At 44.7% G+C, this 1,241-nt stretch carries 2 protein-coding genes; both read right to left on the bottom strand.

Translation table 11 applies throughout. From position 1 onward, the window contains the following. Positions 1-12: 12 nt before the first annotated feature. Positions 13-909 (bottom strand): IS3 family transposase, encoded by an 897-nt coding sequence (locus tag BN874_RS12755; protein ID WP_268258836.1) that lies wholly within the window; start codon positions 907-909, stop codon positions 13-15. Further along, entirely contained in the window at positions 906-1,172 is a 267-nt protein-coding gene (tnpA, locus tag BN874_RS12760; RefSeq protein ID WP_034433985.1) for an IS66 family insertion sequence element accessory protein TnpA, read from the bottom strand. The genes BN874_RS12755 and tnpA overlap by 4 nt, the downstream gene beginning before the upstream one ends. Between the last annotated feature and the right edge of the window lie 69 nt (positions 1,173-1,241).

A 1,241-nucleotide genomic window follows, 5' to 3' on the forward strand; every position in this document is an offset into this window, starting at 1 on the left:
TGAAAGCTCCCCTTAATTAGTAGCGGTTAAAACTAAAGATTTCCATTCAATATGCTCATCTTTTTGCATCGTTGGGAACGCTTCAGTTTTCTGATGTTCTTTCAAGAATACAGTTGGCGGCTTGTAACCTAACGATTGATGAGGTCTTTGATTATTGTATATCCACATCCAGGCATTGGCCATTAGTTGCGCTTCGTTAAGCCTGGTGAACTGGTAGGCGTCTAATACTTCTTCCCGGAAGCTGCGGTTAAATCGTTCCATAAAGCCATTCTGGTGAGGCTTTCCTTTTTCAATGAACTTCAGTTCTATGTTTCTGTCGCCAGCCCATTTGTTGAGCACTTCAGCAATAAACTCCGGGCCATTATACACCCGGATCCTGGTTGGCTGGCCTCTCCAGGCTATCAGTTTATCCAGCTCTCTTATCACACGTTTGCTGGTCAGGCTGGTGTCAATAGTCAGGCAGAGTGCCTCCCGGTTGTAGTCATCGATTATATTTAGCGACCGGAAGTTGATGCCATTACTCAACGTGTCATGCATAAAGTCCATCGACCAGGTAATATTGGGATAAATGGGTTGTAGCAAGGGTTCCATGATCCTGGCGGGTAGTCGCTTTTTACGCTTGCGGCGAAGGTTTAGCCCCATCTCGGTATAAATGCGATAAACCCGCTTGTGGTTCCATAAATGATTACAGTTACGTAGATGATAATGCATCATCCAGAACCCCCAGCGGTGGTTGACAGATGCCAGCTCGCCGAGCTTGTTTCTGATCACCTGATCCTCGGTTTTGGGCTTTGCCCGATAATAATAAACCGATGGCCGAATATCAAAAAGTTTGAAGGCCTGCCGCAGACTCATGCCGAACTGCTCCCGGCTGTAGTTTGCAAGCTCCCGCTTCTCAGCAGGCCCTATAGCTTTTTTTCAATCACATCTTTTAAAACGGTTATTTGGAGAGTTTGCTCGGCTACGATCTTCTTATACTGAGATAGTTCTGCTTCCATCTCCTTGAGCTTTTTGAGATGGTTCACATCCATACCTGAATACTTCGTCTTCCACTGATAAAAGGTTGGCTGACTGATCCCATGTTCACGACAAATGTCTGTTACTTTCTGGCCGCTCTCTTGTTGTTTGAGTATCCCAATAATCTGGGACTCGGTAAATTTTGTCTTTTTCATTTTCTTTTCCCGGTTAAATCTAACAATTGTTTTCTATTTTCAATCGCTACGGTTTAACGGGGAGCTTTC

The sequence above is a fragment of the Candidatus Contendobacter odensis Run_B_J11 genome, assembly GCF_000531125.1.
Lineage (GTDB): Bacteria > Pseudomonadota > Gammaproteobacteria > Competibacterales > Competibacteraceae > Contendibacter > Contendibacter odensensis.

Bases quoted from the DNA above. Each gene is read 5' to 3' on its own strand.
- tnpA (WP_034433985.1), bottom strand. From the start codon at position 1,172: ATGAAAAAGACAAAATTTACCGAGTCCCAGATTATTGGGATACTCAAA.